The sequence below is a fragment of the Burkholderia sp. AU45388 genome (genome assembly GCF_030481585.1).
Lineage (GTDB): Bacteria > Pseudomonadota > Gammaproteobacteria > Burkholderiales > Burkholderiaceae > Burkholderia > Burkholderia sola.
Genome location: NZ_JAUJPV010000016.1, coordinates 97,410 through 123,187, shown reverse-complemented (window position 1 = coordinate 123,187; position 25,778 = coordinate 97,410). Strand labels below are relative to the sequence as shown.

The 25,778-nt window shown below is 68.5% G+C and carries 22 protein-coding genes and 1 pseudogene; 14 read left to right on the top strand and 9 right to left on the bottom strand.

From position 1 onward, the window contains the following. The first annotated feature begins 68 nt into the window (after positions 1 to 68). The 4 genes from QZM72_RS23710 (at position 69) to QZM72_RS23695 (ending at position 4,871) form a co-directional block, all read left to right on the top strand. Positions 69 to 1,226 carry an FAD-dependent monooxygenase gene (locus QZM72_RS23710; protein ID WP_301739388.1) on the top strand — a complete coding sequence of 386 codons (1,158 nt, stop codon included), beginning with the start codon at positions 69 to 71 and terminating at the stop codon, positions 1,224 to 1,226. A gap of 178 nt (positions 1,227 to 1,404) precedes the next feature. Further along, the gene (locus QZM72_RS23705) at positions 1,405 to 1,908 is read left to right on the top strand and encodes a (2Fe-2S)-binding protein (protein ID WP_089469501.1); all 504 of its coding nucleotides are present in this window, start codon (positions 1,405 to 1,407) and stop codon (positions 1,906 to 1,908) included. Continuing rightward, positions 1,898 to 4,312: a c-type cytochrome gene (locus tag QZM72_RS23700; protein ID WP_301739387.1), complete on the top strand. Its 2,415-nt coding sequence runs from the start codon at positions 1,898 to 1,900 to the stop codon at positions 4,310 to 4,312. Before QZM72_RS23705 ends, QZM72_RS23700 begins: the two co-directional genes overlap by 11 nt. Positions 4,313 to 4,538: 226 nt before the next feature. Further along, complete coding sequence (locus tag QZM72_RS23695; protein WP_089469503.1) at positions 4,539 to 4,871, top strand: hypothetical protein; 333 nt, start codon at positions 4,539 to 4,541, stop codon at positions 4,869 to 4,871. A 114-nt stretch (positions 4,872 to 4,985) separates the two neighbouring features. Here the strand turns inward: QZM72_RS23695 and mmsB are convergent, their stop codons facing one another. The 3 genes from mmsB to QZM72_RS23680 all read right to left on the bottom strand — a co-directional run bounded on the left by mmsB (position 4,986) and on the right by QZM72_RS23680 (position 8,855). Next, positions 4,986 to 5,876, bottom strand: coding sequence for a 3-hydroxyisobutyrate dehydrogenase (mmsB, locus tag QZM72_RS23690; protein WP_301739386.1), 891 nt, complete (start codon positions 5,874 to 5,876; stop codon positions 4,986 to 4,988). 17 nt (positions 5,877 to 5,893) lie between these two features. Beyond that, positions 5,894 to 7,420, bottom strand: coding sequence for a CoA-acylating methylmalonate-semialdehyde dehydrogenase (locus QZM72_RS23685; protein WP_301739385.1), 1,527 nt, complete (start codon positions 7,418 to 7,420; stop codon positions 5,894 to 5,896). Positions 7,421 to 7,535: 115 nt separating this feature from the next. Next, entirely contained in the window at positions 7,536 to 8,855 is a 1,320-nt protein-coding gene (locus QZM72_RS23680) for an MFS transporter (protein WP_301739384.1), read from the bottom strand. A gap of 155 nt (positions 8,856 to 9,010) precedes the next feature. Between QZM72_RS23680 and QZM72_RS23675 the strand changes: the two genes are divergently transcribed. Beyond that, positions 9,011 to 9,970, top strand: coding sequence for a LysR family transcriptional regulator (locus QZM72_RS23675; RefSeq protein WP_301739383.1), 960 nt, complete (start codon positions 9,011 to 9,013; stop codon positions 9,968 to 9,970). 93 nt (positions 9,971 to 10,063) lie between these two features. Continuing rightward, complete coding sequence (locus QZM72_RS23670; protein WP_089469508.1) at positions 10,064 to 10,855, top strand: uracil permease; 792 nt, start codon at positions 10,064 to 10,066, stop codon at positions 10,853 to 10,855. Between the two features lie 66 nt (positions 10,856 to 10,921). On the opposite strand, the gene QZM72_RS23665 is transcribed toward QZM72_RS23670, so the two are convergent. Beyond that, the gene (locus QZM72_RS23665; RefSeq protein ID WP_089469509.1) at positions 10,922 to 11,644 is read right to left on the bottom strand and encodes a haloacid dehalogenase type II; all 723 of its coding nucleotides are present in this window, start codon (positions 11,642 to 11,644) and stop codon (positions 10,922 to 10,924) included. Between the two features lie 465 nt (positions 11,645 to 12,109). On the opposite strand from QZM72_RS23665, the gene QZM72_RS23660 reads away from it, so the two are divergent. Next, positions 12,110 to 14,359: a bifunctional diguanylate cyclase/phosphodiesterase gene (locus tag QZM72_RS23660; protein WP_089469511.1), complete on the top strand. Its 2,250-nt coding sequence runs from the start codon at positions 12,110 to 12,112 to the stop codon at positions 14,357 to 14,359. A 28-nt stretch (positions 14,360 to 14,387) separates the two neighbouring features. On the opposite strand, the gene QZM72_RS23655 is transcribed toward QZM72_RS23660, so the two are convergent. Together QZM72_RS23655 and QZM72_RS23650 are read right to left on the bottom strand one after the other, a co-directional pair. Continuing rightward, positions 14,388 to 15,449, bottom strand: a complete 1,062-nt coding sequence (locus QZM72_RS23655; protein ID WP_301739382.1) for a diguanylate cyclase — start codon at positions 15,447 to 15,449, stop codon at positions 14,388 to 14,390. A 67-nt stretch (positions 15,450 to 15,516) separates the two neighbouring features. Next, positions 15,517 to 16,515 carry a chemotaxis response regulator protein-glutamate methylesterase gene (locus tag QZM72_RS23650; protein WP_089469513.1) on the bottom strand — a complete coding sequence of 333 codons (999 nt, stop codon included), beginning with the start codon at positions 16,513 to 16,515 and terminating at the stop codon, positions 15,517 to 15,519. A gap of 315 nt (positions 16,516 to 16,830) precedes the next feature. On the opposite strand from QZM72_RS23650, the gene QZM72_RS23645 reads away from it, so the two are divergent. Next, positions 16,831 to 17,259, top strand: coding sequence for a hypothetical protein (locus QZM72_RS23645; protein ID WP_301739381.1), 429 nt, complete (start codon positions 16,831 to 16,833; stop codon positions 17,257 to 17,259). 54 nt (positions 17,260 to 17,313) lie between these two features. Here QZM72_RS23645 and QZM72_RS23640 read toward each other — a convergent pair whose 3' ends face one another. Further along, complete coding sequence (locus QZM72_RS23640; protein ID WP_050013757.1) at positions 17,314 to 17,538, bottom strand: hypothetical protein; 225 nt, start codon at positions 17,536 to 17,538, stop codon at positions 17,314 to 17,316. Between the two features lie 275 nt (positions 17,539 to 17,813). Between QZM72_RS23640 and QZM72_RS23635 the strand changes: the two genes are divergently transcribed. From QZM72_RS23635 to QZM72_RS23620, 4 genes are all read left to right on the top strand, one after another. Further along, a complete protein-coding gene (locus QZM72_RS23635; protein WP_301739380.1) occupies positions 17,814 to 18,503 on the top strand; it encodes a DUF969 domain-containing protein in 690 nt (229 codons plus the stop codon). After that, positions 18,500 to 19,450: a DUF979 domain-containing protein gene (locus QZM72_RS23630; RefSeq protein ID WP_301739379.1), complete on the top strand. Its 951-nt coding sequence runs from the start codon at positions 18,500 to 18,502 to the stop codon at positions 19,448 to 19,450. Before QZM72_RS23635 ends, QZM72_RS23630 begins: the two co-directional genes overlap by 4 nt. A 19-nt stretch (positions 19,451 to 19,469) precedes the next feature. Further along, positions 19,470 to 20,492: a DUF2891 domain-containing protein gene (locus tag QZM72_RS23625; RefSeq protein ID WP_089470546.1), complete on the top strand. Its 1,023-nt coding sequence runs from the start codon at positions 19,470 to 19,472 to the stop codon at positions 20,490 to 20,492. A gap of 122 nt (positions 20,493 to 20,614) precedes the next feature. Further along, entirely contained in the window at positions 20,615 to 20,938 is a 324-nt protein-coding gene (locus tag QZM72_RS23620) for a hypothetical protein (protein WP_089469517.1), read from the top strand. Positions 20,939 to 20,979: 41 nt separating this feature from the next. On the opposite strand, the pseudogene QZM72_RS23615 reads toward QZM72_RS23620, so the two are convergent. Next, positions 20,980 to 21,081: pseudogene (locus QZM72_RS23615) on the bottom strand (nuclear transport factor 2 family protein); the annotation flags it as partial. A 986-nt stretch (positions 21,082 to 22,067) separates the two neighbouring features. On the opposite strand from QZM72_RS23615, the gene QZM72_RS23610 reads away from it, so the two are divergent. Next, positions 22,068 to 23,138: an asparaginase gene (locus QZM72_RS23610; RefSeq protein WP_089469519.1), complete on the top strand. Its 1,071-nt coding sequence runs from the start codon at positions 22,068 to 22,070 to the stop codon at positions 23,136 to 23,138. A 57-nt stretch (positions 23,139 to 23,195) separates the two neighbouring features. On the opposite strand, the gene QZM72_RS23605 is transcribed toward QZM72_RS23610, so the two are convergent. Continuing rightward, a complete protein-coding gene (locus QZM72_RS23605) occupies positions 23,196 to 24,170 on the bottom strand; it encodes a LysR family transcriptional regulator (protein WP_089469520.1) in 975 nt (324 codons plus the stop codon). A gap of 142 nt (positions 24,171 to 24,312) precedes the next feature. Here QZM72_RS23605 and aspA point away from each other — a divergent pair, with 142 nt between their 5' ends. Further along, positions 24,313 to 25,719, top strand: a complete 1,407-nt coding sequence (gene aspA, locus QZM72_RS23600) for an aspartate ammonia-lyase (RefSeq protein ID WP_301739378.1) — start codon at positions 24,313 to 24,315, stop codon at positions 25,717 to 25,719. Positions 25,720 to 25,778: the final 59 nt, after the last annotated feature.

Genomic DNA, 25,778 nt, shown 5'->3' with positions numbered 1-25,778 from the left:
ATAAACGCCATTCAATCCGCCCGTCCTCGCGCCGCGTTCGGCAATGGGCCCACGATCAGGAGATCCGCATGAGCAAACCTCGTATCGCAATCATCGGCGCCGGCCTCGGCGGCACGGCCGCTGCCGCGCTGCTGCAGAGCGGCGGTTACGACGTCGCGCTGTACGAGCAGGCGCCCGCTTTTTCGCGCCTCGGCGCGGGCATCCATCTCGGCCCGAACGTGATGAAGATCATGCGGCGCATCGGCTGCGAGGACGCGCTGGAGACGATGGGTTCGCATCCGGATTACTGGTACAGCCGCGACTGGCGCACAGCCGACGTGCTGTCGCAGATCCCGCTCGGCGACTACGCACGCAAGGCCTACGGCGCGAGCTACCTGACCGTGCATCGCGGCGATTTCCATGCGCTGATGACGCAGGCGGTGACGCCCGGCACGATCCGCTTCGGCAAGAAGCTCGCGGCGGTGGAGGACACGGGCAGCGACGTGCGCCTGACGTTTACCGATGGCAGCATCGAGACGGCCGACATCGCGATCGGCGCGGACGGCGTGAATTCGCGGATCCGCGAGCACCTGCTCGGCGCGGAACCGCCGCGCTACACGGGCTATGTCGCGCACCGCGCGGTGTTCCCGGCATCGCTGCTCGGCAACAAGCCGTACGACATGTGCGTGAAGTGGTGGTCGGAGGATCGTCACATGATGGTCTATTACGTGACCGAGAAGCGCGACGAGTACTACTACGTGACGGGCGTGCCGCAGGCCGAATGGCCCGAGGGCGTGTCGATGGTCGACAGCAGCCGCGACGAGATGCGCGAAGCGTTCGCCGGTTTCCACGCGGACATCCAGCATCTGATCGACGTATCGCCGTCGATCACCAAATGGCCGCTGCTCGAACGCGATCCGCTGCCGTTGTGGAGCCGCGGCCGGCTCGTGCTGCTCGGCGACGCATGCCATCCGATGAAGCCGCACATGGCGCAGGGCGCGGCGATGGCGATCGAGGATGCGGCGATGCTCGCGCGCTGTCTCGACGAAGTCGGCATCGGCGACCATGCGGGTGCGTTCGCGCTGTACGAGGCGAACCGCGCGGCGCGCGCGTCGAAGGTGCAGCTCGTGTCGCACAACAACACATGGCTGCGCACGAACGAGGATCCGTCGTGGGTGTTCGGCTACGACGTGTTCGACGTGCCGCTCGAGGCGCCGTCGCGCGGCAACGTGGCGGCCGCGGCCTGACGCGGGCGGCGCCTGCGCCGGCCGGTGCTTTGGAGCCGCTGCGTTCGCGCGGCAATCGATGCGCCGTAACGCGCGCATTTCGGCGTGTTATATGTCAGGCGCGCCGGGGGGCGCCAGCCGGCGGCTCGTGCCCGCCGCCGGCCGACGCCGGCCCGCACGCCGTATTCCGGATCCATTCATGTCCCATCCCGCTTCTCCGTCACGGCCGCTGGCGTTTCGCGTGAACGGCACGCCGCACGCCTTCGCCGACGCCGCGCCCGACGCGCCGCTGCTGCTGGTGCTGCGCAACGACTGCGCGCTCAATGGCCCGAAATACGGTTGCGGGCTCGGGCAGTGCGGTGCGTGCACGGTGCTCGTCGACGGGCAGGCGACGCGTTCGTGCGTCGTGCCGGCCGCCGCCGCGCACGGGCGCGACGTGACGACGCTGGAAGGGCTCGGGTCGTGCGACGCGCCGCATCCGATCCAGCGCGCGTTCATCGACGAGCAGGCCGCGCAATGCGGCTACTGCCTGAACGGGATGATCATGAGCACGAAGGCGCTGCTGGACCGCAACCCCGCGCCCGACGATGCGACGATCCGCGACGCATTGCGCTTCAACCTGTGCCGCTGCGGCACGCATCTGGAGATCATCCGCGCGGTGCATCGCGCCGCACGCTCTCTGCGAGGCGGCGATGAAGCATGACGCGGATCTGCCCGTCGACCCGGCGCGCGTGACGGAAACCGAGCCGCACGACGACGCGGCCACCGACGCATCGCGCCCGCACCGCGCGCACTACGCCTGGCCGATCGGCGATGCGCGCACGCAGGCATCGTTCGATATCGAAACCCGGACCGCACCCGACGGCCGGATCACGACCTGGCGCTATCGCGCGCAGGCGGCCGATATCGGCCCGGGCGATTCTGACGGAGCAGAAAAACGCGCCCGTCCCGTCCCTGCATCGCCATTCGTCTATCGGCACGCGCAGACGTCGATCGAACTGGCCGATGCAGACGGCGCGATTTCCGGTCACGCGCACGTCTTTGCCCGCGAATCCTTCGTCGACGAACTCGCGGGCGCGTTACGGCGCGATCCGGTTGCGTTGCGCTTGCAGCATCTCGATGCCGAGCGGGATGCGGGGCCGCGCGAGACGATCAGGATGGTCAGCGAACGCGCCGCATGGGGCGTGCCGGCGGCGGCTCGCGCGAATGCGGCTTCACGTGTCGGCGGCCGCGGGTTCGCATTCGATGGCGCGCGCGCCGATGCGCACGCCTCCGCCTCCGATGAGGATGCCGACCGTGACGGCGACCAGAGCTGGTCCGCGTGGGTGGTCGATCTCGAGGTCGATTGCGCGACGGGCGACGTTTCGGTGCAGCGCGTGGTGGCCGGGCAGGGCAGCGGCGAGCCCGGCGACGCGTCGCTGGCCGGCCTGCCCGCATGGCAGATCGAGGCCGCGATTTCCCGCGTGATGGGCGCGCGGTTGTCCGCGCGGCCCGCGCACGACGAGACCGATGCCGGCGCGCGACCCGACGCGATCGCGCACGAGCTGCTTGCAGTCGATGCAGCGACGCATCGCGCGCACGGCGAACTTTCCGCACACGATGCGCGGCGGATCGAGCGGGCCGCCGCGCCGGCCGCCGCCGCAATCGCCAACGCGCTGTACGACGCGACGGGCGTGCGTTTTCGTGCACCGCCGTTCGATGCCGCGCACATTCGCGCGGCGCTCGCCCAGCCGGTGCCGGCCGATGCCGGCGACGGGCCGCGGTCGGCCCCGCGCCGTGCGTCCCGCTGGCGCCGCTGGCTGGCCGGCGGGGGCGCGGGCGGCGTGGTCGGCGGGCTGATCGGGCTGGCGTGCGCGGTCCTGCCGGGCCCCGCGCCGATCGCGCCTGTTGCGTCCATGGCCCCCGGCGGCGCGGACGGCGCGATGTGGAGCGCGGCGATGCTCGAACGCGGCCGCCAGGTCGCGCTCGCCGGCGATTGCGCGGTGTGCCACACGGCGCCCGGCGGCGCGACCAACGCGGGCGGGCTTGCGCTCGATACGCCGTTCGGCACGATCTACACGACGAACCTCACGCCCGACCCGGAAACCGGCATCGGCAACTGGTCGTATCCGGCGTTCGCCCGCGCGATGCGCGAAGGTATCTCGCGCGACGGCTCGCATCTGTATCCGGCGTTCCCGTACACCGCATTCGCGAAACTGAGCGAGCCCGATCTGCTCGCGCTCTATGCGTACCTGATGTCGCAACCGCCGGTGAAACACGTGCCGCCGAAGACGAAGCTGCCGTTCCCGCTCGACCAGCGGCGGCTCGTGGCCGGCTGGAACTGGCTGTTTCACGACGCGCGGCCGTTCGTGCCGGACCCCGCGCGCTCGGCGACGTGGAATCGCGGCAAGTATCTGGTCGACGGCGCCGGGCACTGCGGCGCATGCCACACGCCGCGCAACGCGCTCGGTGCGGAGAAGGGCGGCCGCGCGTACCTGTCGGGCGGCGAAGCGGAAGGCTGGGTCGCGCCGCCGCTCGTCGCGTCGGCGGCTTCGCCCGTGCCGTGGACCGAAGGCGCGCTGTTCGACTATCTGCGCACGGGGTTTTCGGCCCAGCACGGCGTCGCGGCCGGGCCGATGGCGCCCGTCGTCGCGGGGCTCGCGGCGCTGCCGGCGTCCGACGTGCGGGCGATCGCGCATTATCTGGCGTCGCTGTCGCCGCCCGTCGAGGCGGCAGTCGTCGCGGACGCGGCCACCCGCCACGCGCACGGCGCGGAAACCGTCGCGACGCTCGGCCTGGAGAACGGCCGCCGCGCGTTCGACGCGGCATGCGCGGTCTGTCATGCGGAATCGGGCGGCGTCGGGCATTTCGGCGTGCGTCCGCTGATGGGGCTCAACACGAGCGTCAGCCAGGCGACGCCGGACAACCTGCTGCGCGTGCTGCATCACGGGATCGACCAGCCGGCCACCGAGGGGCTCGGCTACATGCCGGGCTTCGGCGACGCGTTCGACGACCGCCAGATGGCCGAGCTTGCCGCCTATATCCGCGCGCGCTATGCGCCGGGGCAGCCGGCGTGGCGCAACCTCGCGGAAGTATCCGCGAGCATCCGGCAGGCGGGCGCGCATTGACCGTCGCGCCGGCGTGAACAGGCCCTGGCCCGCGGGCCGGCCGGGCAAAATGACCTGCCGGGCTGAAATGGCCACCGGCGACGGCCGTAAATCTTGCCTGATTCGGCCATCGTTTAACCATTCGAAACAATGTGTTCACCAAAAGGGGCATGATCTCCGGCGATCGAGCGGGCATACTGTCGCCTATGTTGCTCAATGCACGTCAACCGGCGTGCGCTTGCCCTCCATGTCCATTCCAGTCTCTTTTCGAACCCTGCGATGGTTGACCATTGCGGCGACTGCATGCTTGCTCGCCGCGTGTTCGACCGCTTCCGACGTGACCGCGACGTCGAACCCGAACGTGTTCACCGTGACGACGCGCACGGTGGGCGTGTCGACGACGTGGGCCGACGCCCACGAGAAGGCCGTCAGCGAAGCCACCAACTACTGTTCGCAGCGCGGGATGCGCGCGAGCATGAAGCAGGAATCGCTGACCGGCGGCCGCCGCGTCGACGCGCGCTCCGAACTCGCGTTCGAGTGCCATCCGACCTTCGAGACGGCGTCGAACCCGCGCGGTTGATCGAACGGCGGCATGATCGCGCCGCCCGCGTTTTCTCTCCCCGCATGCAAACCGACCCGCGATGCCGTACCGGCGCATCGCGGGTCGGCGCACGTCCGGCGTCGGCCGGGCGGGTCAGGCCGGCTGCGCCTCGTACAGCTTCACGCACGCGGAGAAGTCGAGCGTGCCGAGCCCCTGCTGGTTCATCGACTGATATAACTGCTGCGCGAGCGCGCCCATCCAGACCGGCTGATGCGCGCCGCGCGCGGCTTCGGTCGCGAGCCCGAGATCCTTCAGCATCAGATTCGCCGCGAAGCCGCCCGCATAGCCGCGCGCGGCCGGCGCCGTGTCGCTCACGCCCGGATACGGGTTGTACGCGTCCGAGCTCCAGCAGCGGCCGGTCGACGTATTGATGATGCCGGCCAGCACGGTGGGCTCGATGCCGAGCGCGGCGCCCAGCGCCATCGCTTCCGCGACGCCCATCATCGAGATGCCGAGCAGCAGGTTGTTGCAGATCTTCGCGATCTGCCCGGTGCCGGTGCCGCCGCAGTGCACGACGTTCCTGCCCATGTCGAGCAGCACCGGGCGGATGCGCTCGAACAGCGTGGCGTCCGCGCCGACCATGAAGGTCAGCGTGCCGGCCTGCGCGCCGCCGGTGCCGCCCGACACCGGTGCGTCGGCGAGCGGAAAGTCGCGCTGCGCGGCGGCGTCGGCCACCGCGCGCACGGTGCCGGGATCGATCGTGCTGCAGTCGATCAGCGGCGCGCCGGCGCGTGCGCCGGCCAGCACGCCGTCGTCGCCGAGGTAGACGGCGCGCACGTGCTGCGCGGCCGGCAGCATCGTGATGATCAACGAGCCGCGCGCGGCGGCTTCACGCGGCGACGTCGCCGCCGCCGCGCCGGCGCGCACCGCGGCGTCGACCGCATGCGCGTCGAGGTCGAACACCGTCAGCGCGTGGCCGGCCTTGAGCAGGTTGGCGGCCATCGGGCCGCCCATGTTGCCGAGTCCGATGAAGGCGATTTCCATGTCCGGGCTCCGTCGGGTCAGCGCAGCGCGATCGTCGTGTTCACGCCGCCGGCCGTCGCGTCGTCGTCGAACCAGCGCGCGGTGACCGTCTTGGTCTGCGTGTAGAACTGCACGACCTGCTTGCCGTACGGGCCGAGATCGCCGAGCTTGGAGCCGCGCGAACCGGTGAAGCTGAAGTAGGGCACCGGCACCGGAATCGGGATGTTGATGCCGACCTGGCCGACGTCGATCTCGCTCTGGAACTTGCGCGCCGCCGCGCCGCTCTGCGTGAAGAGGCCCACGCCGTTGCCCATCGGGTTCGCGTTGACGAGCGCGATTGCGTCGTCGAGCGTCGCGGCTTCCATCACGACCACCACCGGCCCGAAGATTTCTTCCTGATAGATCGACATGTCGGTCGTCACGCCCGAGAAGATCGTCGGGCCGACGAAGTTGCCGTGCTCGTAGCCGGGCACCGTCACGTCGCGACCGTCGAGCAGCAGCGTCGCGCCTTCCTTCACGCCGGCGTCGATCAGCGACAGGATGCGTGCCTTCGCCGCCTTCGACACGACCGGGCCGACGTCGGTGCCGGCTTCCGCGCCCGCATTGACCTTCAGCGCCTTCGCCTTCTCGACGAGATCGGGCAGCCAGTCGCGCGCGTTGCCGACCAGCACGACGACGGAGGTCGCCATGCAGCGCTGGCCGGCCGCGCCGAAGCCCGCGCCGACGAGCGCATTGATCGACTGCTCGCGGTGCGCATCGGGCAGCACGACCGCGTGGTTCTTCGCGCCCATCATCGACTGCACGCGCTTGCCGTGCTGGCTGCCGAGGTTGTACACGTGCGTGCCGACGCGCGTCGAGCCGACGAACGAGATCGCCTTGACGTCCGGGTGCGTGCACAGGCGGTCGACCGCCGTCTTGCCGCCGTGCACGACGTTCAGCACGCCTTGCGGCACGCCGGCCTCGATCGCCAGTTCGACGAGCTGCATCGTCGACAGCGGGTCCTGCTCCGACGGTTTCAGCACGAACGTGTTGCCGCACACGATCGCCATCGGGAACATCCACAGCGGAATCATCCCGGGGAAATTGAACGGCGTGATGCCCGCGCACACGCCGATCGGCTGGCGCAGCGTGTAGGTGTCGACGCCGCCCGCGACGTTCTCCGCGAATTCGCCTTGCTGCAGCGTGCCGATCGAGCACGCGTGCTCGACCACTTCGAGGCCGCGGAAGATGTCGCCTTGCGCATCGGGCAGCGTCTTGCCTTGCTCGGCCGTCAGCGTGTGCGCGATCCGTTCGAGATTGCGGCGCACGAGATCCTGGAATTTCAGCATGATGCGCAGCCGCGCGCCGATCGGCGTCGTCTTCCAGGTCTGGAACGCGCGCTGCGCGGATGCGATCGCGGCATCGACCTCGTCGAGCGTCGCGTACGGCACGCGGCCGATCACTTCCTGCGTCGCGGGGTTCACGATGTCGCCCCATTCGGCGCTTCGCGATTCGACGAACGCGCCGTCGATCAGCAGCTTGGCGGTGGGCAGGGCGAGGGTGGTCTGGGGAACTGCGGCGTTCATGGAACTCTCTCCGGGGGAAACGGTGTGGCGATGACAAAGGGGAGCCCGCGTCCGCCGCGCGTGCAGGCGCGGCGGGCGGCAGGGCGAACTGAAGATCGAATGCCGGCCGGCGTGCTCAGGCGCGCGCCGGGCGCATCAACGCGGTACACACGAGCGCGAACACGCCGAAGCCGACGAGGTACGCGATCACGTAGTGCGGCTGGCCACCGCCGGCCTTGAGCAGCGACGTCGCGATCATCGGCGCGAAGCCGCCGCCGATCACGCCGGCCAGCTGCACCGACAGCGAGATGCCGCTGTAGCGGATTTCCGCCGGAAACTGCTGCGCGAACAGCAGCGATTCCGGCGCATAGAGGATCGGGAACACGATGCCGAGGCCGAGCACGATCGCCCACCATGCCGTCGACGTCTGCTGCGTGCCGAGCATCGTGAAGAACGGCGCGGCGAACGCGCACATCAGCACGAGGCCGATCGCGAACATCCGGCGCTGGCCGATGCAGTCGCTCAGATGCCCGCACAGCGGCATCGTGACGAGCGACAGCGCGGCGCCGGCCGTGATCGCGTGCAGCATCTCGGCCTTCGGCAGATGCAGCTGCTGCGTCGCGTAAGCGAGCGCGAACGTGACGACCATGTAGAACCACGTGTTCTCGGCGGCGCGCGCGCCGACGATCGTCAGTACTTCGCGCGGATGGCGGCGCAGCGCGGCCGTCACCGGCGATCTCTCGGCCTTGCCCTGCTTGCGGACTTTCTCGAAGTCGGGCGATTCCGGCACCTTCGCGCGGATGAACCAGCCGAGGCCGACGAGCGCGATGCTCGCGAGGAACGGCACGCGCCAGCCCCACGACAGCATGTCGGCTTCCGGCAGCGCGGCCACCGCGGCCATCGCGACCGACGACAGGATCAAGCCGAGCCCGACGCCCGTTTGCGGCAGGCTGCCGAACAGCCCCTTGCGGCCCTTCGGCGCGTGCTCGACGGCCATCAGCACCGCGCCGCCCCATTCGCCGCCCACCGCCATCCCCTGCAGGAAGCGCATCGCGATCAGGAGCGCGGCGGCCCAGTAGCCGATGCTGTCGTACGACGGGATCAGCCCGATGATCATGCTCGGCACGCCCATCAGCAGCAGCGTGATCATCAGCATCGACTTGCGGCCGAGGCGGTCGCCGAAGTGGCCGAACACGATGCCGCCCATCGGCCGCCCGATGAAGCCGACCGCGAACGTGCCGAACGCGGCGAGCGTGCCGACGACCGGGTCCAGCGACGGGAAGAAGATGCGGTTGAACACGAGCGCGGCGGCCGTGCCGTAGAGGAAGAAGTCGTACCACTCGATCGTGGTGCCGGCCATGCTGGCCCAGCCGGCCAGCAGGTAGTGCTTCGCGGTGCGCTCGGGCGCCGGCGTCGCGATGGTCGCATGCTCATCGAGGGTGGATCGGGTCTGCATGGTGTCTCCGGTTTTATTGCCCGCGGCTCATGGTCCGCAGGTCACGGTCGAGTATAGTTATGCGCAGATTCATGATGTACCGATAAAGAAACCGGTTGGATGTGCATTTATGCATATCGACGGCCGGCCCGGAGCCCCGCTTTTTTCCCTCGCCGATGCGACATGCCACCGAGCCGGTATCCGGCAACCTGAACTGGGACGACCTGCGCTTTTTCCTCGAAGTCGCGCGCACGCAGCGCGCGAGCGGCGCCGCGAAACGGCTCGGTGTCGATTACACGACCGTCGCGCGGCGCATCCGCGCGCTGGAGGCCGCGATGGGCACGCTGCTGTTCGACAAGTCGCGCTCCGGCGGCTTCACGCTGACGGCCGAAGGGCAGCGGCTCGTCGCGTATGCGGATGCGATGGAGACGACCGTGCAATCGGCGTGCGATCAGGTCGCGAACACCGGCGAGGCGCTGTCGGGCCACGTGCGGATCGGGTCGACCGAAGGGTTCGGCTGTTTTTTCCTCGCGCCGCAGCTTGCGCGGTTTCGCTCGGCGCACCCGCACGTGACGGTGGACCTGCTGCCGGTGCCGCATTTCGTCAACCTGCCCAAGCGCGAGGCCGATCTCGCGATCACGCTCGAGCGCCCCGAGCGCGGGCCTTACGTGGTCACGAAGCTGTGCGACTACCAGTTGCGGCTCTACGCGACGCGCGACTATCTGGCGAACCACGCGCCGATCGCGTGCACGGACGATCTCGCGCGGCACGCGTTCATCAGTTACGTCGACGATCTCGCGTTCAGCAACGAACTGTTGTACCTCGATCGCGCGGTGCCCGGCGCGACGGCCGGGTTGCGCACGACGAGCGTGATCGCGCAGCTTTTCGCGGCGCTGCAGGGTGGCGGCCTCGCGATCCTGCCATGCTTCATCGCGGCCACGCAGCCGGCGCTGGTGCCCGTGCTGCCGGACGACGTGGTCGTCACGCGGTGTTTCTGGCTGACGTGCCGCGAGGATCTGCGCAAGCTGCGGCGCGTGACCGCGCTGTGGGATTACCTGCGCGCGGCGGCGGACGCGAACCGCGCGCTGCTGTCGGGGGAGTCGGGGACGCCGAGGTTCGTCGGCGAGCCGGAATAGCGGTCGACGGGCGGGGCGCGACGGCGATGCGAGGATCGATCTGGATGACAACACGGCCGGCGGCGATTCGACCGGCTATCGGGGAGAGAGCAAATGGCTTTGACGCATGCGGGCAAGGTCTTCGTGGTGTGCGTGGTCGTATTCGGCGTGGCCGCCTACTGGCTCGCGTCGCGCATGGTGCGCCGACAGACGGGCGGCCAGCGCGGCTCCGGCGGTGCGGTCGCGTTCTGGTGGCTCGTGTGTTTTTGCCTGGTGTCGCTGTTTTTTCCGTTCGCGTACTGGATCGGCGACGAGCTTTACGCATTGATGGTGTCGCCGAAATACGAGGCGACCGTCGTGTCCTACCAGTCCGGGTGGGATACCTGCGAGCGCCGCGACAGTTCGGGGCGAACCTCGTCGTATCGGTGCATCAAGTACACGTCGATCCTGGAAGCCGTGATGCCGGATGGCGAACGCATCACGCTACCCGGCAACATCCGCTCGGGCGCCGTGCCCGACATCGGCGAGAAGGTCGATGTCGTGTTGCCGCAAGGCGCCCGGCAGTGGCACGAACGGAGCGTGCGCAGTATCGGCCTGCTGGCCGGCGGCGCGGTGATGGTCGCGATCATCGGGTATTTCGTTTACCTGATCGCGGCATACGGGGCCGGGAAGAAGATCGACGGCGCGGCCCGCTTCGGCGTGGCGGCGGTGCTGAACGGGCTCGTGCCGCTCGGTGCGCTGCTGATGGAAATCGCCTTCCTGAGCGTGCCGTACCGTTACTGGGCGCACGGGAATCCGCAGCAATGGCCGGTGTGGGTGCTCGCGCTGTGCCTGCTGTTCGCGCTGGCGCTGCTGCCGTTGCTGCTCGTCTATGCGCGAACCGCATGGCGGGCGGTGGTGAGGTAACGAAGGCGCGGCATGCCTGTGCCCGCCTCGCGATCGCAGCGCGGGGGCAAGCCGCGCCGCCGGCGTTCAGCCGGGGCAACCCAGCCGATCCGCCAATTCGTTCAGATCCCTGACGTCGAAATCCCACGCCTCGTCGGCTTGCAGGTCGGTCGTCTGGCCGGGCCCATGCTCGGTCGGCCGCAGCACGAACGCGGTCGACAGCCCGAGCCGGCGCGCGGCCGCCAGATCGCCGTTGTGCGCGGCCACCAGGCACAGCTCGGCCGGCGCGAGGCCGAGAATCTCGACCGCTTCGGTATAGACGGCCGGCGACGGCTTGTACGCACGCGCAACCTCGGCGCCGAGAATCGCGTCCCACGGCAGCCCGCCGTGCTTCGCGACGTCGACCATCAGCCGGATATTGCCGTTCGACAGCGGCGCGATGATGTAGCGCTGCTTCAGCCGGCGCAGCCCGGCGACCGCATCGGGCCACGGATCGAGCCGGTGCCACGCAAGATTGAGCGTGTCGATGTCGGCTTCGGGCACGTCGACGATCCCGAAACGGTCGAGCGTGCGGACGAGGTTCTCGCGATGCAGTACGTCGAGTCGCACGTAGCGGCGTCGCCCGCTGCGGATTTCTTCCATCGACGGCGAATATTCGGCGCGCCACGCGTCGGCGAACGCGAGCGGGTCGAGCGTCGGCGCGTGGCGGTCCAGGAAGGCGGCCGCGGCGCGTGCGACACCGCTTCTCCAGTCGACGATCGTTCCGAAGACATCGAAAACGAGCGCCTTGATTTCGGCAGGGTTCGTCATGGTGATCCAGTGAAGGTCGTTCGATGAGGGTTCACATCGCCGTGCCGCCGGATGGCGCGGCGCCGGTTCGATCGACATTGAATCACGGATACGCAAACGCGGCCGGGCAGGCCGCGACGTGCATCGCTCGCGCGCCGGTCGCGCCGGCGGCAGCGAGCGGGGCCAGGGCGCGCGGCAGCCCGCCCGACAGCCCCGGCTGCCGCGCGTTCGCTTTTCGTGCGCTGCAGTAACCTGCCGGCGCACCGGCCGCCGCCTGCAAGCCGCGCGGCAACCGAGCGTAAACCCCTGATGCAAGCAGGCACGCCGATCGTCATAGATTGGTGTTAAATATATTTCGGCGCGCCTTGGCTCGGCGCGCAAACGGGGCGCACCCGGGGATCGGCGTAAACCCGGAGCGGAACAGGGCACGAAATATCGAAAACGAACCGGGCGCATCAGCCCGGTCGGACAGACGGCAGGATTCACTTGAATACCGAACCGCAAAGTTCTCGCTACAGCCTCGGGCTCGCCGCGGAAGTGCTCGCATCCGAGCAGAGCGTACTGAGGCTGATCACACGCAACACGCCGCTGCCGGAACTGTTGGTCGAGGTTTGCCGGCGTGCCGAGGGTTTGCTCGGCGACGGCGCGTCGTGCACGATCCTGCTGCTCGATACGGACGGCGTGCACGTGCGCGTCGGCGCGGCGCCCTCGCTGCCCGCGCAGTACAGCGCGGCGATCGACGGCGCGACGATCGGCCCTGCGGCCGGCTCGTGCGGCACCGCGATGTACGAGCGCCGGATGGTCACCGTCGAGGACATCGAAACCGATCCGCTGTGGGCCGACTATCGGGCCATCGCGTTGCCGCTGGGCTTGCGCGCGTGCTGGTCGGTGCCGTTCCTCGACGAGGCGGGCGTCGTGCTCGGCGCGTTCGCCGTCTATCATCATTGGCCGTGCCGCCCAAGCGACGAGGAAACCGCGCTGTTGCGCGATATCGGCAACAGCGTCGGCCTCGCGGTGCACCAGGACCGGATCGCGCGGCAGCTCGCCCGTAGCGAGGAACATCACCGGCTCGTCGTCAACAGCCTGAGCGAGGGCATCCTCGTCGTGTCGCGCGAAGGCGTCGTGATCGCGAGCAATCCGAGCGCGAACCGGATGATACGCGTGAAGGGCGAGCTCGTCGGCCGCCGGCTGTCCACGGTGATCATGCGCAAGCTGCACGAGGACGGCACGCCGATCGACCCGCACGACTGGCCGAGCCGGCGCGCGCTCGAGACGGCCACGCCGATGCTCGACTACACGGTCGGCTTCGGTCTCGCGGACGGCGACATCATCTGGGTGCGCGGCAACGCGGTGCCGATCGTGAGGCCGGGCGAGATGCAGGCCGATTCGGTGCTCGTGTCGTTCAACGACATCGGCCCGGTGCGCGAAGCGCAGCAGCAGTTGCGGTATCTGGCGACCCGCGACGCGCTGACGGGCCTCTACAACCGCCGCTGGCTCGGCGAGCGCATGCGCGAACTGTTCGGCGTGCGCGATGCGGCGGCCGGGCCCGCGCGCGTCGCGATCCTGTTCATCGATCTGGTCGGCTTCAAGAAGGTCAACGACACGGCCGGCCACGACGCGGGCGACGCGCTGCTGCGCAGCGTCGCGGCGCGGCTCGCGGGCTGCGCGGACGGCCGCTACGCGCTCACGCGCGTCGGCGGCGACGAGTTCGTGATCCTCGTCGACGACTGCGACGATCCGGAGCGTCTCGCGGCGCTTGCGCGCGAGGTCATCGACGCGATCGCGAAGCCGTTCGCGATCGCGAACAACGAATACTGGCTCGGCGTATCGATCGGCATCAGCGTCGCGCCGCGCGACGGCGACGACGCCGTGACGCTGATGCGCAACGCCGATTCGGCGATGTACGACGCGAAGCAGCACGGCCGCAATCACTTCACGTTCTTCACCGCGCAGCTCAACCTGCGGCTGCAGCGCCGTTTCGCGATCGAGCAGTCGCTGCGGCGCGCGCTCGCGTCGGACATGCTGCGACTCGCGTATCAACCCGTCGTCGACGCGCGCACCGGCCGCACGGTCGGCGCCGAAGCGCTGCTGCGCTGGACGAGCCCCGAGCTCGGGCCGATGTCGCCGGCGGAATTCATTCCGGTCGCGGAAGACACGGGGCTGATCGTCGCGATCGGCCAATGGGTACTCGAAACCGCGTGCCGGCAGGCGGCCGAGTGGCGCCGCACGATCGCGCCGGACCTGATGCTGGCCGTCAACCTGTCGCCGCGGCAGTTTCACGAAGGGCTCGTCGAATCGGTCGCCCGTTGTCTCGCGCAAACGCGGCTCGACCCGTCCGCGCTGGAACTGGAGATCACCGAAGGCGTGCTGATGAACGATACGGACACCGTGCTGCCGATGCTCGAAGCGCTCACGGACATGAACGTGCGGATCTCGGTCGACGATTTCGGCACCGGCTATTCGTCGCTCGCGTACCTGAAGCGCTTTCCGCTGCACAACCTGAAGGTCGACCGTTCGTTCGTGTCGGGCGTGCCCGATCATCACGACTCGGTCGCGATCACGCAGGCGGTCGTCGCGATGGCGCATTCGCTCGGGATGAAGGTCACGGCCGAAGGCGTCGAGACGCAGGCGCAGTCGCGGTTCCTGCAGCAGATCGGCTGCGACATGCAGCAGGGCTACCTGTTCAGCCGCCCGCTGGACGCGCACGACTACGCGCGCCGGCTCGGCGCCGCATGAGCGCGGCGCGCTCGCCGGACGTAGCGCGCTAGCGTGCGCCGAACCCGCCGGCGCCCGGCGGCGGCGGCGACGGATCGATCTCGACCCGGTTCTTGCCTGCGTGCTTCGCGCGATAGAGCGCGCGGTCGGCCGCCTCGATCAGCACGGTCGTCGGCAGGCCGGGTGTGGGCACGATGCTCGCGCCGCCGATGCTGATCGTCACGATCTGGTTGCCCGTCGACGAATGCGCGTGCCGCACGCGCAGCGCCTCGACCGCGAGCCGGATCTTCTCGCCGAGCAGCCGCGCGGCGCCCGGCGACGTGGCCGGCATCACGACCGCGAATTCCTCGCCGCCGAAGCGGGCGGCGAGATCGCCCGACTGCCCGAGGCAGCGCTCGATCGTCGATGCGATCTGCTTGAGCACGCTGTCGCCCGATACGTGCCCGTACGTGTCGTTGTACAGCTTGAAGTTGTCGACGTCGATCATCAGCAGCGAGAGTTCGCTGCGCTCGCGCGTGCCGCGCCGCCACTCGGCGGCCAGGTATTCGTCGAGATAGCGGCGGTTCGACAGCCCGGTCAGGCCGTCGGAATGCGTGAGGCGCCGCAGCTCGAGATTGGCCTCGAGCAGTTGCTGTTGCGACTGCCGCAGCGCGCGATAAGCTTCGTCGCGCTGCAGCAGGCTCATGTACGAGCGCGAGTGGTAGCGGATGCGCGCGACGAGCTCGATGCGATCGGGCAGCTTGACCAGGTAATCGTTCGCGCCGGACGCGAACGCGGCGCTCTTGATCACCGGTTCTTCCTGCGTCGACAGCACGATGATCGGTACGTCGCGCGTCGCCGGATTCGCGCGGTACGCGCGCACGAGGCTCAGCCCGTCGGTGCCCGGCATCACGAGATCCTGCAGGATTACGGTCGGGCGCGTCTCGATCGCGGCGGCCATCGCGTCGTCGGAGCGCGGGCAGTAGTGGAAATCGATGCCTTCCTCGTCGACCAGTGCGCGCCGAATGGCTTCCGCGACGATCGTCTGGTCGTCGACCAGCAGCACCATGGCCGGCGCGTCGGCGGGCGACGCGGTCGGGCCGCCCGGCGGGCGAGTCAGGTCAATCGTCATGGTCGATGCGGGTTGTTGCGGTCGTTGCAGGGGCAGGCATGGGCGTCGCGCGCGGTCATCGTCGGGCTCAGATTCGCGCGAGCGCCGCCAGTTCGCCCGCGATGCGCCCGAGCGGCAGGATCGCGCGCGCCGCGCCGAGCGTGGCGGCCGCCTTCGGCATCCCGTATACGGCGCTGGTCGCCTCGTCCTGCGCGATCGTATGGTAGCCCTTCATTCGCAGCGCCTTCAGGCCGATCGCGCCGTCGCGCCCCATCCCCGTGAGCAGGACGCCGATCACGCGGCCGGGCCAGTGCTCGGTCAGGCTGTTGAAGAACACGTCGACCGACGGACGGTACGGCGTGGCGGCCGGTTCCCGCGTGTATTCGAGCGTGCCGTCGCGCGTGATGCGCAGGTGATCGTCGGTCGCGGCGAGCAGCGCGACGCCCGGCTGCGGGCGGTCGCCTTCGTGCGCGACGCGTACGGCGAGCCGGGTCTGACCGTCGAGCCATTGCGCCATGCCTTCGGCGAATGCGCGATCGACGTGCTGCACGATCACGATCGGTGCGTTGAAATCGGCCGGCAGGCTGCCGAGGATCGACGCGAGCGCGCCGGGGCCGCCGGCCGATGCGCCGATCGCGACCAGCGGGCCGCCGCGCGCAGCCGCGCCCGCGACGCGCGCGCCGGCCGGCGCGTCGAGCAGGCGGCCGATCTGGTCGATTTTCGCGAGCAGCAGTTTCGTCGTGTCGCCGGCCGCGCCGTCGCCGAGCCGTGGCGTATCGACCGCGTCGAGCGCACCGGCGCCCATCGCCTCGAACACGCGCCACGCGTTCGCGCCGATGCAGCTCGTCACGATCAGGATCGCGCACGGTCGTTCGGAGCGCATGATCCGCCGCGTCGCTTCGATCCCGTCGAACTTCGGCATGATCAGATCCATCAGCACGATGTCGGGCGGCTGCGCGGCGCACAGTTCGACGGCCTGCGCGCCGTCGGTCGCGACCCACAGCACGCGGTGCTCGGGCCGGCGCGCGATCGCGCGGCGCATCGCCTCGACGGCAAGCGGGAGGTCGTTGACGATGCCGATGTTCACAAGCGGAATTCTCCGGTCGGTTCGTCGTGTTGTTGGAGGTGGGCCGGGTTCATGGAAGGTGCAGCCTGTTCGGCGCGGCCGGACGGCATCGGCGGCCGGGCGGCGCGGCATTCTTTTCGGTTGGCGACGCCCGAATGCTGTCATGCGGCGCGGGCGGCGGCAATCGAAAAATTTGCGCATTGTGCCGTTTCAGTGCGTTTCCTCTATGGCGATGCCGCATTGCGTGCAAGCGGGCCAGTCGATCCTGTCCGGACCGGCCGCAAAAGCCCGCATGTTACCGTGCCGGCATCGACAAAAAGGACAGGAGAGAACCGGATGACCGCGCCCGATACCGTCCTCGTCAGCCGCGACCCGTACGCGCCGATCGTGATCGAGCAGGACGGCTGTTTGCTGTACCGGATCTACATCGAGAGCGGACACGCGTCGTTCTACCGCGATTTTCCGGTCGACCTCGAGGTGGTGCGCGTGCTGCGCGACGCCGCCGAACGCTATTACTTCCTGTTCGCGGCGCTTCACCATCCGTACCAGTTGAGCGCGACGAACCTCTCCGACGCGGAGCGCGGGCGTTATTTCAGCACGATCCTGTTTGCCGGCCGCGACGAGGTCGAAGCGTTCATGACCGCGCTCGACCGCGCCAGCAACGGCGCGGTGGCGAATTTGCCGAGGATCTTCACGCAGGCCGACTACCGGCAACCGCGCGAGGGCCGGTGGTTCGGCGTGGGCGCGGGCACGCCGGCCGCGTAGCGGGCCGCGCCGTGGCATCGGGGGCCGCGCGGCGGACGCGCCGCCGCCGCGCCGTCAATGGCTGCGCGCGTAGCCCTGGATCAGCGCGCGCATCATCCCCTCGACCGTCGCGTCGCGCAGGTCGTCTTCCTGCTCGGCTTCCTCGACGAGCGCGGCATAGGCCGTCGCGAGCGTCACGCGGTCGACTTCATGGCGTTGCTCCATCAGCGTCACCATCCCGTCCTTCGCCAGATGCGCGGAGAACGCGCGGCTGCCGATGGTCTGGAATACGTCAATCATGGCGGCTCTCCCTTACGTTGCCGATGCTTTCCAGTGTAGTCGGCGTCCCGCGGCCGCGCCACGCGCGCCGCCCGGCCCGCCCGATTCGTCCGATGAAACACGGTCGACACGTGCCGCGTGCACGGTGTCCGGCGGCTTCAACGTTTACCCGAACTGCCAAATTGTCGACTTTTTATCGATAAAGTCTCGTGTTAGATTTCGCCGTCCGAGCCCGAGGCAAACCGGGCCGGCAGCGCACGGCCGACGTGCCGCGCGTCCAGACACAAGGAGGGGAAATGCTGGTGCTGATTGGGGTGCCGATCGTCGTGATCGGCTTCGCGCTGCGCTTCAATGCGCTGCTGGTGGTCACGATCGCCGGGCTCGCGACCGGGCTGGCGGGCGGGCTGAATCTCGTCGACATCGTCAGCGCGTTCGGCAAGGCATTCACCGAGAACCGCTACATGGGGCTGATCTGGCTCACGCTGCCGGTGATCGCGCTGCTGGAGCGCAACGGGCTCAAGGAGCAGGCGAAGCGGATGATCGCGCGCGTGCAGGCGGCTACCACAGGCCGCGTGCTGATGCTGTACTTCGTGCTGCGCCAGGCGAGCGCCGCACTCGGCCTCACGTCGCTCGGCGGCCACGCGCAGATGGTGCGGCCGCTGATCGCGCCGATGGCCGAGGCCGCCGCGGTCGGGCGGCACGGCGAGCTGCCCGAGGCGGTGCGCCAGCAGATCCGCGCGCATGCGTCGGGCGCCGACAACGTCGCCGTGTTCTTCGGCGAGGACATCTTCATCGCGATCCAGTCGATCCTGCTGATCAAGGGTTTTCTCGAACAGAACGGCATCGCCATCGAGCCGCTGCACCTGTCGGTGTGGGCGATCCCGACCGCGATCGCCGCGCTGCTGATTCACTGCACGCGCCTCGCGCTGCTCGACCGCCGGCTCGCGCGCGGCTTCGGCCTGGTGAAGCAGGAGGGCGCGCGATGATCGGCCTCGAACCGCTGTACACGCTCGCGGGGCTGATGTTCGCCGCGTTCGCGTACTTCAACCTGACGGACCGCACGAACCCGCGGCGCGTCGTCAATTTCGCGTTCTGGGCCGTCTACGCGGCCACCTTCCTGTTCGGTGCGCTGCTGCCGCATTTCGTGACGGGCTGCCTGGCGATCGCGCTCGCGCTGATCGCCGGTTCGGGCAAGCTCGGCCGCGGCCGGTCCGACGAGGCAGGTCAAGCGGCGGCCGTGCGGCGCGAGACGCTCGCGCAGCGCTTCGGCAACCGGTTGTTCCTGCCCGCGCTGCTGATTCCGCTCGTCACGCTGATCGGCACGTTCGCGCTGAAACTCGTGCCGTTCGTCGAGCCGAAGAGCGTGACGCTCATCTCGCTCGTGCTCGGCACGATCGTCGCGTTCGTCGTCGCCCTCGCGATGCTGCGCGATTCGCCCGTGCATGCGCTGAAGGAAGCACGCCACACGATGGACGCGGTCGGCTGGGCCGCGATCCTGCCGCAGATGCTCGCGGCGCTGGGCGCGCTGTTCGCGGTCGCGGGCGTCGGCGGCGTGGTGTCGGGGCTCGTGAAGGAGTGGGTGCCGATCGATTCGCCGTTCGCGGTGGTCGCGGCCTATACGGTCGGCATGGCGCTGTTCACGATGATCATGGGCAACGGCTTCGCCGCGTTCCCGGTGATGACGGCCGGCATCGGCCTGCCGCTGATCGTCCACCAGTTCCACGGCAATCCGGCGATCATGGGCGCGATCGGGATGCTGAGCGGCTTCTGCGGTACGCTGATGACGCCGATGGCCGCGAACTTCAACATCGTGCCCGCGGCGCTGCTCGAACTGAAGGACAAGAACGGCGTGATCAAGGCGCAGTGGCCGACCGCCGTGCTGCTGCTGGCCGTGAACACGCTGCTGATGTACGCGTTCGTATTCCGCTTCTGATTCGATGGACGAGATCCTCATGACCGACCGACTTACCCCCGAACTCGCGTCGAAATTCGCGTCGCTCGCGCTCGCGCACCTGACCCGCGAATATCCGAACAAGCTCGCGCATGCGCTCGAAGGTCCGCACGACGTGCAGGGGCCGCGCGCGCTGCACCCGATCTTCTACGGCAGCTACGACTGGCACTCGTGCGTGCACGGCTACTGGCTCGTGCTGCGCGTGCTCGAACGCTATCCGGCATTGCCGGAGGCCGAGCGCATCGTCGCGATCGTCGACGCGCACTTCACCGACGCGAACGTCGCCGGCGAGCGCGCGTATCTCGCGCTGCCGCACAACGCCGGCTTCGAGCGGCCGTACGGCTGGGCATGGCTGCTCGCGCTCGTCGCGCAGCTCGAGCGGCTCGCGCTGAAGGGCGTGCTGCCGCAGGCCGCGCGCTGGGCGAAGACGATGGCGCCGCTGGCCGACCTGTTCGTGTCGCGCTTCGAGACTTTCCTGCCGAAGGCGACCTATCCGCTGCGCGTCGGCACCCACTTCAACACCGCGTTCGCGCTGGCGCTCACGCTCGATTTCGCGCGCGATACGCAGCGCGACGGGCTCGCCGCGCTGATCGTCGATACCGCGAAGCGCTGGCACCTGAACGACGTCGCCTGCCAGGCGTGGGAGCCGTCGGGCGACGAATTCCTGTCGCCCGCGCTGATGGAAGCCGAACTGATGCGGCGCGTGCTGCCGGCCGCCGAATTCGACGGCTGGTTCGCGCGCTTCCTGCCCGACCTCGCGCGCGGCCAGCCGGCGACGCTGTTCGAGCCGGCGACGGTCAGCGACCGCAGCGACGGCAAGATCGCGCATCTGGACGGGCTGAACCTGAGCCGCGCGTGGTGCCAGCGTTCGCTGGCCGGCGCGCTGCCGGAAGGCGATGCGCGGCGCGCGAAGCTGCTCGAGGCGGCCGACCGGCATCTCGCGAGCGCGCTCGCGCACGTGGCCGGCGACTACATGGGCGAGCACTGGCTCGCGACGTTCGCGTTGCTCGCGCTGGACGCGTAGCGCGCGAGGGCGAAACCCTGCCGGCGGCAAGGTCATCGACGCGCGGCTATACTCGCCGCTCGGACCGCTTCGCGCTGCATGCGTGGCGCGAAACGCGCCATCCGCCAGTTCGCCGCCATGCCATGGACAAGCTTATTTCCTACGTCGCCGCGATCCACGGGCTCGCCGGCTCCGTGTCGATCGTGTCGCACGCGACATCGCACGATCGCTGGACCGACGAGGACGTCGAGGTCACCCGCGAGGAAACCGAATACCGGTTCGACACCGGCGCGATCGTGCGCCGCTCGGTCGAGCAGGACCGTGCGCCTTCCGACCTGCTGTGCGCCGAATGCTGGATTGACTACGACGTGCTGCGCCATCCCGATGCGCAGCCGATCAACCCGTCGCGGTTGACGTTCGACAACGCGTGCCGCGAAACCTTCTGGCTGCGGTACCCCCTCGCGTGAACGTGCGCGCATGCATGCGTGCTTGAGGCCGCATCAGTCCTGCGGCCGACGAAGCGCGTGCCGGGGGTGTCGGCGCCGCCGGTGTCGTCGAACACGCAGTCCTCGGTCATGAAGCCCATCAGCGCGTGAGCGTCATGCCGACTGAGCTCGGGACGGGATGATTAAGTTGATTTTTTGAAAATCAGTCGGATAAGTTATAAATATATTGCTTTTTAAATTTCCGATATTCAACAATTGTTTAAATTTTCCCCATGATCTCATGGCAATGAGTTTGCTGGTGTTCTTCGAGCAAGATTGCCAACAGAGACGATGAATAAAAAGGCCTGCCGCCTAATGTATGCCAGGTGCCGGGGAATGGTACTGGCCCTCGAGGAAGCGGCAAGCACCTTGGGCGCACGCGCTTGCCGATTGCCGCTGCTTCGCGGGCGGCGAGCCATCCATTGATCGGTATGCAGGTGGTCCAGATGCACAACGGATTGCCGCAGGTAAATACCACGAAACCATCGGGTACCGGGGAGGGCAGTCAATAGCTCTATTGTGTTATCCCGTTTTGCAATGCAGATTGATCTAAAAAGCGGAGCACCAGGGATGCCTCGGTAACTCTCGATTTAGGTTCAGGAAAACGCGCGACGTTGACTCGCGCCCCAGGTTCTCTGGACGTGCTTCAGGGCACGCCGCTTGACGCGCTAAAATCCGCCATAGAAATCGGTCGCGTAGCGGTCGAGATTGACCGCACGGTAGGCGAGGGTGGCGGTAGCGGTGGCGGCCAGCTGATTGAATCAGTCGGGGCAGTGATCGAGATCGACGAATATCGATAGCGTCCACGGCTGCTGGCGTTTCCGTGACGCCTGACGCGACGCGCGTACCTCGATCCCCCTCCGGCCCCGGCACAGGCGCGAGCTTGCCGGCAGTTCCCGCTGCAGCGCGCCGCTGAGCGGTAAATAGCTGACCGATCGGAGCGTCTTTGTACTAATTCAGTCAATCTTTCGTGGAAGGCGACCGCCTTTGCGTCGCATGCAACACCGCTTTCCATGACGACGGCCGACGCGCGGCGGCGACGACTCGCTACACTGCCGTACCGGTTGGACGGGCCCCGGCATCAGGCCCGCGAGCAAGGAGACAGAAGAGGATGGACACCCCACGCGCAGCGGTCGTCACGTACCGCGGGAATGCGATCGAGAACACGCACATCGCCCATGTGGCGGTCGTCGATGCACGCGGCCGGCTGCTGGCCCGGTTCGGCGATCCGTTCCGGATGACGCTCGCGCGGTCGGCGGCCAAGCCGGCCCAGGCGCTGTCGGTGATCGAGACGGGCGCGCCGGAGCGCTTCGGCTTCGACGACGCGGACATCGCGCTGATGTGCGCATCGCACAGCAGCGAGGATCGTCACATCGAAGGCACGCGCGCGATGCTCGCGAAGGTCGCCGCGCACGAATCCGATCTGCGCTGCGGCGGCCATCCGCCGTTGTCCGACGCGGTGTACCGGGCGTGGATCAAGCGCGACTACACGCCGACCGGCGTATGCAGCAACTGTTCGGGCAAGCATGTCGGGATGCTGGCCGGCGCGCGGGCGATCGGCGCCGCGATCGCCGATTACCATCTGCCCGACCATCCGATGCAGGTGCGCGTGAAGCGGGTGATGGCCGACGCATGCGGCCTGCGCGACGACGAGGTCGAATGGGGCATCGACGGCTGCAACCTGCCGACGCCGGCGTTCTCGCTGGATCGCCTGGCGCGCCTGTACGCGTCGCTGGCCGACGGCGCGGACGCGGTGGAAGCGGTGGAAACGGGCGGCGCGCTCACGGACCGCATTCGCGCACTGGCGCGCATTCACCGTGCGATGACCGCCCATCCGGAACTGGTCGCAGGCGAAGGGCGCTATTGCACGGTGCTGATGAATGCGTTCGGCGGGCAGGTGGTCGGCAAGCTCGGCGCGGATGCGTGCTATGGCATCGGCGTGCGCGCGTCGGAACGCACGCGGCAACTCGGTGCGGACGGCGCGCTCGGCATCTCGGTGAAGATCGAGGACGGCAATCTCGACGTGCTCTATATGGTCGTCAGCGAAATCCTCGAGCGGCTGCGGATCGGCACGGCCGCGCAGCGCGGGCAACTGGCCGGCTTCCACCGGCCGCCGATGCTCAACACGCAGGGCGTCGAGTTCGGGCACGCGACGTTCCCGTTCGAATTGCAGGCAGCCTGAACGCGGTCGCCGCGCCGATGCCGCCGGCCCGCGGTCCGGGCCGCGCATCGGCGCACGCTACGCGCGGGCGTCGCGAATCTTCGCCAGTTCCCGATCCGACAGCTCGCCGATCTGCGCGAGGTGTTCCGCGAGAAAATCCTTCAGCACACGCAGCTTCGCCGAGCTGCGCCGGTTCGCCAGATACGCGATGTAGATGAATTCGCCGGTCAGCCGGTTCTGCAGCCGGTAGCGCGGCAGCACGGCTTCGAGCTGGCCGCTCGCGAGCAGATCGCGCACCAGCCAGATCTCGAATTCCGCGATGCCGAGCCCCGCGCAGGTCGCCTCCAGCAGCAGCTCCGAATGGTCGGTGACGAGATTGCCGGCCGGCAGCACGCTGTGCCGCGCGTCGCCGCGCACGAGTTCCCAGCGCGGATCGCCTTCCGGGTGCACGTAGCGCAGGCAGTTGTGGTGTTTCAGGTCGTCCGGCGTCGCCGGGCGCCCGCAGCGGTCGAGGTAGCCGGGCGTCGCGCACAGGATGCTGTCGTTGCGCGACAGCCGGTGGACGACCAGGTTGTCCAGGTAGTTCTCGCCCTCGTGGATATCGAGGTCGAAGCCGCCGGCCACGAGGTCGTTGTGGTTGTCGGTGAGCCGCACGTCGAGCTGGATCGTCGGATAGCGCGCGAGAAACGGCGCGATCAGCGGCGCGAGATGGCGGCGGCCGAACGCGACCGGCGCGGTCAGCTTCAACGGGCCGCTCGGCTGCGCATTCAGCTCGGCGACGACGCGCAGCGTGTCGTCGAGATCGGCGATCAGCGTGACCGCACGCTCCAGATAGATGTGGCCGGCTTCGGTGAGCGTCACGCTGTGCGTGGAGCGGTGCAGCAGCGCGACGCCGAGCACCTCCTCGATCGCGGTCACCTTGCGTGCGACCGTCGACGTCGACACGTGCATCTCCTTCGCGACCGCCGAAAAACTTCCCGTTTCGACCACCCGCACGAACGCGCGCATCGCGCCCAGATGATCGATGCCGGGTTCTCTCGCGCCTTTTTTCATTCGATTCTCGCTATTGCGTCCCACGCAAAACCGCTTTCGATAATACAGAAGGGAGCTTGTTTTTGCAAAGGCATAGAATGCGAACCCGTCGCGTCGGCAAGCGGCGGCCGGCGAGCGGCACGAGACATTTCAGGAGGGCACGATGGCAGAAAACGGCTTCCGCGTCGAAGCGGATCTTTTAGGCAAACGAAGTATTCCGGATACCGCCTATTACGGCGTCCACACGCTGCGCGCGAAAGAGAATTTCGACATTTCGGGCCGCACCATCGCATCGCTGCCGTACCTCGTGATGGCGCTCGCGTCGGTGAAGGAAGCGGCGGCCGACGCCAATTGCGAACTCGGGCTGCTGCCGCGGCCGTACCGTGACGCGATCGCCGCCGCATGCGTCGAGATCCGCGAAGGGCGGCTGCACGACCAGTTCGTCGTCGACGTGATCCAGGGCGGCGCCGGCACGTCGACCAACATGAACGCGAACGAGGTGATCTGCAACCGTGCGCTCGAAATCATGGGGCACGCACGCGGGCAGTACGAATACCTGCATCCGAACGAGCACGTCAATCTCGCGCAGAGCACCAACGACGTCTATCCGACCGCGATCCGGATCGCGACGTGCTTCGCGGTCGAACATCTGCTCGAAGCGATGGCGCGGCTGCGCGATGCCTTCGCGGAGCGGGCCGACGCGTTCGCCGGCTTGCTCAAGCTCGGCCGCACGCAGTTGCAGGACGCGGTGCCGATGACGCTCGGCCAGGAATTCTCGACCTACGCGGTGATGCTGACGGAAGACATCGCGCGGCTGCAGGAAGCCGGCTGGCTGATTCGCGAGGTCAACCTCGGCGCGACCGCGATCGGCACGGGCATCACCGCGCATCCGCAGTACGCGGAGAAGGCGCTGGCCGCGCTGCGCCGCATCACCGGCCTCGACCTGAGCACCGCGCCGAACCTGATCGAGGCGACGCAGGATTGCGGCGCGTTCGTCCAGGTGTCGGGCGTGCTCAAGCGGATCGCCGTCAAGCTGTCGAAGATCTGCAACGACTTGCGGCTGCTGTCGAGCGGCCCGCGCGCGGGCTTCGGCGAAATCAACCTGCCGCCCGTGCAGGCCGGCTCGTCGATCATGCCCGGCAAGGTGAACCCGGTGATCCCGGAAGTCGTCAACCAGGTGGCGTTCGAGGTGTTCGGCAACGACGTGACCATCACCTTCGCGGCCGAGGCCGGCCAGCTTCAGCTCAACGCGTTCGAACCGGTGATCGCGAGCGCGCTGTTCCGCAGCTTCAGCCACCTGACGGCCGCGTGCACGACGCTCGCGCAGCGATGCGTGAGCGGCATCACCGCGAATCCCGAGCGGCTGCGCGAAACGATGGAGCGCTCGGTGGCGCTCGCGACCGCGCTGAATCCGTACATCGGCTACAAGCGCGCGACCGCCGTGGCCGCCGAGGCGCATGCGACCGGCAAGTCGATCCGCGAGGTCGTGCTGGCGCGCGAACTGATGACCGAGGCGCAACTCGACGAAGCGCTGCACCCCGAAGCGCTGATCCGGCCGCGCGCGTTCTGACGCGAGCCGGTGCGCGGTCGTACCGAAAGCGCCCACGGAGCGGGGCGCGATACATCTAC

Excerpts from the sequence above, each read along its gene's own strand:
- QZM72_RS23625 (WP_089470546.1), top strand. The coding sequence starts at position 19,470 with ATGACCGACCGACTTACCCCCGAACTCGCGTCGAAATTCGCGTCGCTC.
- QZM72_RS23610 (WP_089469519.1), top strand. The coding sequence starts at position 22,068 with ATGGACACCCCACGCGCAGCGGTCGTCACGTACCGCGGGAATGCGATC.
- QZM72_RS23685 (WP_301739385.1), bottom strand. The coding sequence starts at position 7,420 with ATGAACGCCGCAGTTCCCCAGACCACCCTCGCCCTGCCCACCGCCAAG.
- QZM72_RS23680 (WP_301739384.1), bottom strand. The coding sequence starts at position 8,855 with ATGCAGACCCGATCCACCCTCGATGAGCATGCGACCATCGCGACGCCG.
- QZM72_RS23605 (WP_089469520.1), bottom strand. The coding sequence starts at position 24,170 with ATGAAAAAAGGCGCGAGAGAACCCGGCATCGATCATCTGGGCGCGATG.
- QZM72_RS23645 (WP_301739381.1), top strand. The coding sequence starts at position 16,831 with ATGACCGCGCCCGATACCGTCCTCGTCAGCCGCGACCCGTACGCGCCG.
- QZM72_RS23710 (WP_301739388.1), top strand. The coding sequence starts at position 69 with ATGAGCAAACCTCGTATCGCAATCATCGGCGCCGGCCTCGGCGGCACG.
- QZM72_RS23640 (WP_050013757.1), bottom strand. The coding sequence starts at position 17,538 with ATGATTGACGTATTCCAGACCATCGGCAGCCGCGCGTTCTCCGCGCAT.
- QZM72_RS23655 (WP_301739382.1), bottom strand. The coding sequence starts at position 15,449 with ATGACGATTGACCTGACTCGCCCGCCGGGCGGCCCGACCGCGTCGCCC.
- QZM72_RS23675 (WP_301739383.1), top strand. The coding sequence starts at position 9,011 with ATGCGACATGCCACCGAGCCGGTATCCGGCAACCTGAACTGGGACGAC.
- QZM72_RS23705 (WP_089469501.1), top strand. The coding sequence starts at position 1,405 with ATGTCCCATCCCGCTTCTCCGTCACGGCCGCTGGCGTTTCGCGTGAAC.
- QZM72_RS23630 (WP_301739379.1), top strand. The coding sequence starts at position 18,500 with ATGATCGGCCTCGAACCGCTGTACACGCTCGCGGGGCTGATGTTCGCC.
- QZM72_RS23670 (WP_089469508.1), top strand. The coding sequence starts at position 10,064 with ATGGCTTTGACGCATGCGGGCAAGGTCTTCGTGGTGTGCGTGGTCGTA.
- mmsB (WP_301739386.1), bottom strand. The coding sequence starts at position 5,876 with ATGGAAATCGCCTTCATCGGACTCGGCAACATGGGCGGCCCGATGGCC.
- aspA (WP_301739378.1), top strand. The coding sequence starts at position 24,313 with ATGGCAGAAAACGGCTTCCGCGTCGAAGCGGATCTTTTAGGCAAACGA.
- QZM72_RS23700 (WP_301739387.1), top strand. The coding sequence starts at position 1,898 with ATGAAGCATGACGCGGATCTGCCCGTCGACCCGGCGCGCGTGACGGAA.
- QZM72_RS23665 (WP_089469509.1), bottom strand. The coding sequence starts at position 11,644 with ATGACGAACCCTGCCGAAATCAAGGCGCTCGTTTTCGATGTCTTCGGA.
- QZM72_RS23635 (WP_301739380.1), top strand. The coding sequence starts at position 17,814 with ATGCTGGTGCTGATTGGGGTGCCGATCGTCGTGATCGGCTTCGCGCTG.
- QZM72_RS23695 (WP_089469503.1), top strand. The coding sequence starts at position 4,539 with ATGTCCATTCCAGTCTCTTTTCGAACCCTGCGATGGTTGACCATTGCG.
- QZM72_RS23620 (WP_089469517.1), top strand. The coding sequence starts at position 20,615 with ATGGACAAGCTTATTTCCTACGTCGCCGCGATCCACGGGCTCGCCGGC.